At 71.2% G+C, this 7,022-nt stretch carries 6 protein-coding genes, 1 tRNA gene and 2 pseudogenes; 3 read left to right on the top strand and 6 right to left on the bottom strand.

Annotation, left to right across the window (positions count from 1 at the left end; all coding sequences use genetic code 11):
- Window positions 1–297 (top strand): annotated as a pseudogene (locus tag EAO71_RS00705) (carbohydrate ABC transporter permease); the annotation flags it as partial.
- Between the two features lie 42 nt (window positions 298–339).
- Here EAO71_RS00705 and araD read toward each other — a convergent pair.
- From araD to EAO71_RS00690, 3 genes are read right to left on the bottom strand one after another with little or no spacing between them, the layout of a single operon-like run.
- Window positions 340–2,106: an L-arabinonate dehydratase gene (gene araD, locus EAO71_RS00700; RefSeq protein ID WP_261991921.1), complete on the bottom strand. Its 1,767-nt coding sequence runs from the start codon at window positions 2,104–2,106 to the stop codon at window positions 340–342.
- Window positions 2,103–3,005 (bottom strand): dihydrodipicolinate synthase family protein, encoded by a 903-nt coding sequence (locus EAO71_RS00695; protein WP_147975804.1) that lies wholly within the window; start codon window positions 3,003–3,005, stop codon window positions 2,103–2,105. The genes araD and EAO71_RS00695 overlap by 4 nt, the downstream gene beginning before the upstream one ends.
- 2 nt (window positions 3,006–3,007) lie before the next feature.
- Entirely contained in the window at window positions 3,008–3,649 is a 642-nt protein-coding gene (locus EAO71_RS00690; protein ID WP_147975803.1) for a GntR family transcriptional regulator, read from the bottom strand.
- Window positions 3,650–3,714: 65 nt separating this feature from the next.
- Between EAO71_RS00690 and EAO71_RS00685 the strand changes: the two are divergent.
- Window positions 3,715–3,996: pseudogene (locus EAO71_RS00685) on the top strand (replication initiation protein); the annotation flags it as partial.
- A 48-nt stretch (window positions 3,997–4,044) separates the two neighbouring features.
- Window positions 4,045–4,119 (top strand) — tRNA-Val (locus EAO71_RS00680).
- A gap of 100 nt (window positions 4,120–4,219) precedes the next feature.
- Here EAO71_RS00680 and EAO71_RS00675 read toward each other — a convergent pair.
- Genes EAO71_RS00675 through repSA form a run of 3 tightly spaced genes read right to left on the bottom strand, consistent with a single transcriptional unit; the run spans window position 4,220 to window position 6,959 of the window.
- Window positions 4,220–5,356 (bottom strand): tyrosine-type recombinase/integrase, encoded by a 1,137-nt coding sequence (locus tag EAO71_RS00675; protein ID WP_147975802.1) that lies wholly within the window; start codon window positions 5,354–5,356, stop codon window positions 4,220–4,222.
- Window positions 5,356–5,565 carry a helix-turn-helix domain-containing protein gene (locus EAO71_RS00670; protein ID WP_147975801.1) on the bottom strand — a complete coding sequence of 70 codons (210 nt, stop codon included), beginning with the start codon at window positions 5,563–5,565 and terminating at the stop codon, window positions 5,356–5,358. Before EAO71_RS00670 ends, EAO71_RS00675 begins: the two co-directional genes overlap by 1 nt.
- Complete coding sequence (repSA, locus tag EAO71_RS00665) at window positions 5,562–6,959, bottom strand: replication initiator protein RepSA (RefSeq protein ID WP_147975800.1); 1,398 nt, start codon at window positions 6,957–6,959, stop codon at window positions 5,562–5,564. The genes EAO71_RS00670 and repSA overlap by 4 nt, the downstream gene beginning before the upstream one ends.
- Window positions 6,960–7,022: the final 63 nt, after the last annotated feature.

The following is a 7,022-nucleotide window of genomic DNA, read 5'->3' as shown; positions in this document are numbered from 1 at the left end:
CTGCTCTACAACTCCCAGACGGGCATCACCCGCTATCTCGCGGACCTGGGGATCGGCGAGTACGGCACGTCGCTGCTGTCCGACACGTCGACCGTGTTCTCGGCGGTGGTGGTCGCCGACCTGTGGCGGGGCGTTCCCTTCTTCGCCATCCTCATCCTCGCGGACCTGCAGTCGGTGCCGAAGGACCTGTACGAGGCGGCCGAGGTCGACGGGGCGGGACGGCTGCGGCAGTTCGTCCACATCACGCTGCCGCACCTCAAGGACGCGATCGTCCTCTCCACCCTGCTGCGGGCGGTGTGCGGTGGCGCGGACGCCGGCGTGGGCGGTGCCGCCGGCGGCTCAGCCCGCGTACGGGTCCGGGGTCGTCCCGGGACGGGCCAGGAAGGCGAAGTCGCAGCCCGTGTCGGCCTGGGTGATCTGTTCCTGGTACAGGGCCCCGTAGCCCCGCTCGTACCGCTCCGGCGGCGGCGTCCACTCCGCGCGCCGGAGCGCCAGTTCCTCGTCCGGCACGTGCAGGTGCAGCGAGCGGGCCTCGACGTCCAGGGTGATGCTGTCGCCGGTGCGGACCAGGGCGAGCGGCCCGCCGACATGCGACTCGGGCGCGACGTGCAGCACGCAGGTGCCGTAACTCGTCCCGCTCATCCGGGCGTCGGAGATCCGGACCATGTCGCGGACCCCCTGCTCCAGCAGGTGGCGGGGGATCGGCAGCATGCCGTACTCGGGCATCCCCGGACCACCCTTCGGGCCCGCCCCGCGCAGCACCAGGACGTGGTCGGCGGTGATGCCGAGCGCCGGATCGTCGATGGTCCGCTGCATCGTGCGGTAGTCGTCGAAGACGACCGCGGGGCCCGTGTGCTTGAGCAGGTGCGGCTCGGCGGCGATGTGCTTGATCACCGCGCCGTCGGGACACAGGTTGCCGCGCAGGACCGCGACCCCGCCCTCCGGCGCCAGGGGCCGCTCGCGCACCCGGATCACCTCGTCGTTGTGCACCAGCGCGCCGTCGAGCTGCTCGCGCAGCGTGGCGTGGGAGACCGTGGGCCGGTCCAGGTGGAGCCGGTCGGCGAGCCGCGACAGGAACCCGGGCATGCCCCCCGCGAAGTGGAAGTCCTCCATGAGGTACCGGCCGCCCGGACGGAGGTCCGCGAGCACGGGCACCGTCCGCGCGATCCGGTCGAAGTCGTCCAGGGTCAGGCGTACCCCGGAGCGGCCCGCCATCGCGATCAGATGGATCACCGCGTTCGTCGAACCGCCGAGTGCCAGCACGGCGGCGACCGCGTCCTCGTACGCCTCCCGCGTCAGGATCGACGAGAGCCGGACGTCGCGCCGCACCAGGTCCACGATCCGCAGGCCCGAGGCCGCCGCCATCCGGTCGTGCCCCGAGTCGACGGCCGGGACGGACGAGGCACCCGGCACCGTCACCCCGAGGGTCTCCGCCGCCGCGGTCAGCGTGGACGCCGTCCCCATCGTCATGCAGTGCCCGGGGGAGCGGGCCAGCCCGCTCTCCAGCTCGGCCAGCTCGCAGTCCCCGATCAGACCCGCCCGCCGGTCGTCCCAGTACTTCCACATGTCCGTGCCCGAACCGAGCGTCTCCCCACGCCAGTGACCCGGCAGCATCGGGCCCGCCGGCACGAAGACCGTCGGCAGGTCCACCGACGCCGCACCCATCAGCAGTGCCGGAGTCGACTTGTCGCACCCGCCCATCAGCACGGCGCCGTCCACCGGATAGGACCGCAGCAACTCCTCGGTCTCCATGGCCAGCAGATTGCGGTAGAGCATCGGGGTCGGCTTCTGGAACGTCTCCGACAAGGTGGAGACCGGGAACTCCAACGGGAAGCCGCCCGCCTGCCACACACCCCGCTTCACCGCCTGCGCACGGTCCCGCAGATGCACATGGCAGGGGTTGATGTCCGACCAGGTGTTGAGGATCGCGACGACCGGCTTGCCCAGGTGCTCCTCGGGCAGATACCCGAGCTGCCGCGTGCGCGCCCGGTGGCTGAACGAACGCAGCCCGTCCGTCCCGTACCACTGGTGGCTCCGCAGCTCCTCGGGAGCACGGACACGTCCCTGGTCCCCGGACTCCCGGTCCAGGTCCTCGCGCCCGCTCACGCCTGCCACCCCGCGGCTATCGCGGCGACCTCGGCACGCTGCGACTCGGGCAGCTCCCGGCTCGGCGGACGGATGTCACGGCGGCACAGACCGAGCGACGACAGCGCCTCCTTGACGACGGTCACGTTGTCCGCGCTGCCGTTGGCCGCCCGCAGCTCCTCGAAACGGCGGATCTGCTCCCAGACCTTCATGGCGCCCGGATAGTCGCCCGCCCGCAGCGCGGAGAGCATCTCCAGCGAGACGGACGGGGCCACGTTGACCAGCCCCGAGGTGAAACCGGTGGCACCGCCGGCGAAGTAGGAGGGGGCGTACGGCTCGGCGAGCCCCGCCACCCAGACGAAGCGGTCGAGCCCCGCGTCCCGGGCGAAGCCCGCGAACCGGGCCGCGTCCGCGACGGCGTACTTCACCCCCACGACGTTCGGGCAGACCTCGCCCAGCTCCGCCAGCCGCTCCCCGCCGAGCGCGGCGTTGCGGATGTACGGCACCACACCGAGCTCCGGCACGGCCTCGGCGATGGCCCGGTGGTAGTCCACCCAGCCACCCTCCGAGACGTACGGGTGCACGGGCTGGTGCACCATCAGCATCTGCGCCCCGGCGGCCCGGGCGTGCCGGGCGGCCTCGACCGCGGTGGGGACGTCGTGGCCGACGCCGACGAGGATCGTGGCCCGGTCGCCCGCCTCGTCGAGGGTCAGCTCCGTCACCCGGCGGCGCTCGTCGGGGGTCAGGGCGTAGAACTCGCCGGTGTTGCCGTTCGGGGTCAGGGTGCGCACACCGGCGTCGAGCAGCCGGCGCAGCAGGGCGCGATGGGCCGCGGTGTCGAGCTCGCCCTCGGCGGTGAACGGCGTGACCGGGATGGCGACGACGTCGGCGAGGGCGGTCCTCAGGAGTTCGAACGTCATGGTCACTCGCTGCTCCGGGGGAAGGCGCGCTCGACGAACGAGGCGATGTGGTCGTGGACGGCGCTGCCGGTTCCGGCGACGTCGCCCGAGCGGGCCAGCCGGAGGATCTCCTCGTGCTCGGCCGCCTCCCGCTCCCAGGAGGGCACGGCGGCCCAGGCCACCGTCGAGACGAGAGCGGCCTGGTCGCGCACCTCGTCGAGCATCCGGCCGAGCAGCGGGTTGCCGCAGGGCAGGTACAGCGCGCGGTGGAAATCCCGGTTCGCCAGGGAGCGTTCGGCCTGGTCATCGGCGGTGGCGGCCCGGTGCAGCGCGTCGTGCGCCGCGTCGAGCGGGGCCCCGGTCGCCACGGTGCGGCGCACGGCCTCCGGCTCCAGCAGCAGCCGCACGTCGTAGACCGCGCGGGCCATGTCCGCGTCCACCAGCCGCACGGTGGCGCCCTTGTACTGGCTCATCACGACCAGCCCGCTGCCGGCGAGCGTCTTGAGGGCCTCCCGCACCGGCGTCTTCGACACCCCGAAGCGCGCGGCGAGTTCGGTCTCCACCAGGGCCTGCCCGGGTCTCAGACCGCCGGTCAGGATGTCGTGCTTGATCGCCTCCAGGACGAACTGGGTGCGGGACGGGATGGGACTGGGGGCGAAGGTCATGACGCACTCTCAGATCTCATGTATCGCGTCTCATATATGACGTACGAAGTGCAACGTCGATGAAGCTAGGCGGGCGTCGAGAGTTCGTCAATGCTTTGCGCAGGACTTTCAGAAAGCGCTTACTGCGGAGGTGCTACCGCGCCGCCCAAGAACGCACCGCCCGCGGCCTCGACGACATCGAGCCGGACACCGTCCTCGTCCTCACCTCCTGGACGTACGCCGGCCAGGGCCACTCCCCCGGTGAGGCCGCCCTCGCCGCCTCGATCGCCCGGGACATCCAGCTCAACCGCGAGACCGCTCGCGAAGCCCTACGTGACCAACTCGCCCTGGAAGGAGCACCCGCATGACCGACCGACTGCTGACCGTGGGCCATGTACGCTGTTGCTTCCTTGCACGGGCGCGTAGCTCAGGGGTAGAGCGCTGCTCTTACAAAGCAGATGTCGGCGGTTCGAAACCGTCCGCGCCCACCAGCAGGTAGCACGACAAAGGCCCAGGTCACCGGTACTGAACCGGGAGCCTGGGCCTTGTTCGTTCCTCGGCCGTGGAGGCGGGGGAGGGGCGCCGTGCCAGTTACGTGCCAGAAGCGTCGCCGAACTCGCCCGGCCGGGCCTTCCTGATCTGCTCGTCGACGTGGGCGGCGATGGCGTGGTCACGCCCGTTCACCAGGTGCTGATAGATCAGCGCGGCCCGCACCGACGAGTGCCCCATCCGCTGCATCAGCTCACGCGTCGTGGCGCCGCCGGTCGCGGCGAGGGTGTTCCCGGTGTGGCGCAGATCGTGGAAGTGGACGTCGCCGAGGCCGGTGTCCTTCAGGGCTCGCAGCCACAGCCGGCGGAAGTTGTTCCGGCGTAGCTGCCCGCCGCGGGCTCCGGTGAAGACCAGCCCGGTCCGACCCGGCTCGACGTAGACGGCGAGATGAGTGGCCAGGCTCTCCGCCAGCGAGGCCGGGAAGGCGACGGTACGCACACCGGCCGCGCTCTTGGGCGTCTTGACCAGGATGCCGTCGGTGCGGGTCTCCGCCAGCGAACGCCGTACGGCGACGGTTCGCCGATCGAGGTCGATGTCATGGCGCTGGAGAGCCGCCAGCTCCCCGAAGCGGAGACCGGTGAAGGCCGCCAGCAGGATGAACACCCGGAAGCGCGCGGGCACGGCGTCGGCGAGCTGGAAGACTTCCGCGACGTCGAGGAAGGGCCGCTCGGCTGTCTTGGCTGCCCCGGCGCCCTTGATGCGGCAGGGGTTTCGCTGGATCACCTCGTCATCGACCGCGGTGTTCAGGATGGCTCGGAGGACCTGATACGCCTTGGCCACCGTCGGCTCACCGACACCGGACTCCAGGAGGCCGGCTCGCCAGCGGCGGATCTGGGGCGTCGTGATCTCACTCAGGACCAGGTCCGCGAAGGTCGGCAGGACGTGGAGGCGCAGCGCGCTGCCGTTGCGCTCGCGGGTAGACGCTGCGTAGTCGCGTTCCTTGAACCAGGCGTCGGCGTACACCCCGAAGAGAACCTTGTCGTCCGGGTTCTTCCATTTGCCGTCGAGGATCTCCGCTTCCTTGCGGACGAGCCACCGATCGGCATCAGTCTGCGAAGCGAACGTCTCGGGCGCGGATCGCGTCAGCCCGTCCGGCCCCTGATAGCGAGCCTGGAAACGCCCTGAGGGCAGCCTGCGCACGGCACCGAAGCGTCGCCGCTTTCCCTTGCTGTTCGCCATCAGGCCACCGCCGCGAATCGACGACGAGTGGTGATCGGCTGGACGGTGTGGGCGGCGACGAATTCGTCCAAGGCCCGCTCAGGAATGCGGACATGCCGGCCCACCTTGACGAAGACGATCCGGCGCTCGGCGATGAGTCGACGCGGAAACCTCTCGCTGGTGCCGAGGAGTTCGGCGGCCTGGCCCACGGTCAGCAGTCGGTCGGTCATGCGGGTGCTCCTTCCAGGGCGAGTTGGTCACGTAGGGCTTCGCGAGCGGTCTCGCGGTTGAGCTGGATGTCCCGGGCGATCGAGGCGGCGAGGGCGGCCTCACCGGGGGAGTGGCCCTGGCCGGCGTACGTCCAGGAGGTGAGGACGAGGACGGTGTCCGGCTCGATGTCGTCGAGGCCGCGGGCGGTGCGTTCTTGGGCGGCGCGGTAGTCGGCGCGGGTCTGGCGCAGCTCGCCCAGGGTGGTCGAGTACTGGCGGGACTTGGTGGAGAAGTGGCCGCGGAAGCCGAGCATGTGGGCCCAGGCGAGGAGGCGGCGGTCCGGGTACAAGGGGGCGAGGTCGAAGCAGGCTTCGACCAGGCGCCGGGTGTGGTCGGGGACGCCGAGGAGGACCAGGGCTTCGCGGTTGCCGATGCGGCGATCGAGGCTGCCGGTGGTCTCGGCGGCTTTCGTGGAGTACTTGGCGATGTAGGAGGCGACGGCCTGTTCGGTGATGTCGGATCCGTCGCCGAATGCCTTCACGGGCCGGATGTCGAGCTGGGTGCCCCAGCGGAGGCGGCGTAACGGCTGATCGCCGGCGGCGGGGACGCTGACGGTCGTGTACGCGTGCGCGGCGGCGGCGCGGATGGCGTCGGCGAGGCGTTCGGTGGTCGCCCACGACGGCGGGGGCGAGTCGGGACCGTCCGGGCCGTCGATGCGGACGACGGCATGGAAGTGGACAGCGCCCCGCTTCTGGAACTCGGCGACCTTCCCGTACGAGATGCGGGCGACTTCCTTCAGCGCCCTCTGCGAGAGGCCGGCCGTGGAGGCGATCTCCCGGCGGAGACGGTTCGTGAACCGCTGCCAGAGCTGTCCGGCGTGGTTGTTGAAGAGGACGGCGGCGGCGTAGTCGTACGACTCAGGATCGAGCGGCGTGCCGAGGGCTGCGTCGTCCTCGACGTGGGGGACACCGCAGCGGCAGGGCCGGGTACCGGGTCGGTTGTGAACCGGCCCGAAAGACGGGGCGGTGAGGGTGAGGAAGACGCGCGGGTGCTCGCGGACGGCGGCGGGGATGTCCCGGGCGCTGACTCCGGCGAGGCCGGCGCGGATGAGGTGGTACGTGTCGCCCGCGTAGGTCCAGGCGCAGGCGGGGCAGCGGGAGGCCCGGCGGTTGCCACAGGCGATCCGCAGACGGCTGCCCGGCTCGGTGTCGGTGGAGTAGCGGTGCAGGGTCTCGCCGGTGGCCTTGTCCCGGGTGAGGGTCCAACCGGTGAGGTGGATGGGGTGGGAACAGCCGCCGGTGCGGTGGATCTGCTCGCGCCAGCGGTCGAAGTCGGGGGATCCGGCCACCCGGAGCATGTCTCTGAGGGTGGCGGTGTCGAACCCCGCCGACGAAGCGGCTGGGACGGTCATCATGGAGTGCTTCCTTCTGGTTCTGCGAGCTGGGTAGGGGCGGGGCTTCCGGGCGGCGGAGACTTG

Source organism: Streptomyces sp. MS191 (assembly GCF_008042125.1).
In the GTDB taxonomy this organism is placed as follows: domain Bacteria; phylum Actinomycetota; class Actinomycetes; order Streptomycetales; family Streptomycetaceae; genus Streptomyces.
The sequence above is the reverse complement of the archived record's forward strand: the minus strand, read 5'-3'. Positions and strand labels throughout refer to the sequence as shown.

Bases quoted from the DNA above. Each gene is read 5' to 3' on its own strand.
- EAO71_RS00695 (WP_147975804.1), bottom strand. From the start codon at position 3,005: ATGACGTTCGAACTCCTGAGGACCGCCCTCGCCGACGTCGTCGCCATC.
- EAO71_RS00690 (WP_147975803.1), bottom strand. From the start codon at position 3,649: ATGACCTTCGCCCCCAGTCCCATCCCGTCCCGCACCCAGTTCGTCCTG.
- EAO71_RS00675 (WP_147975802.1), bottom strand. From the start codon at position 5,356: ATGGCGAACAGCAAGGGAAAGCGGCGACGCTTCGGTGCCGTGCGCAGG.
- EAO71_RS00670 (WP_147975801.1), bottom strand. From the start codon at position 5,565: ATGACCGACCGACTGCTGACCGTGGGCCAGGCCGCCGAACTCCTCGGC.
- repSA (WP_147975800.1), bottom strand. From the start codon at position 6,959: ATGATGACCGTCCCAGCCGCTTCGTCGGCGGGGTTCGACACCGCCACC.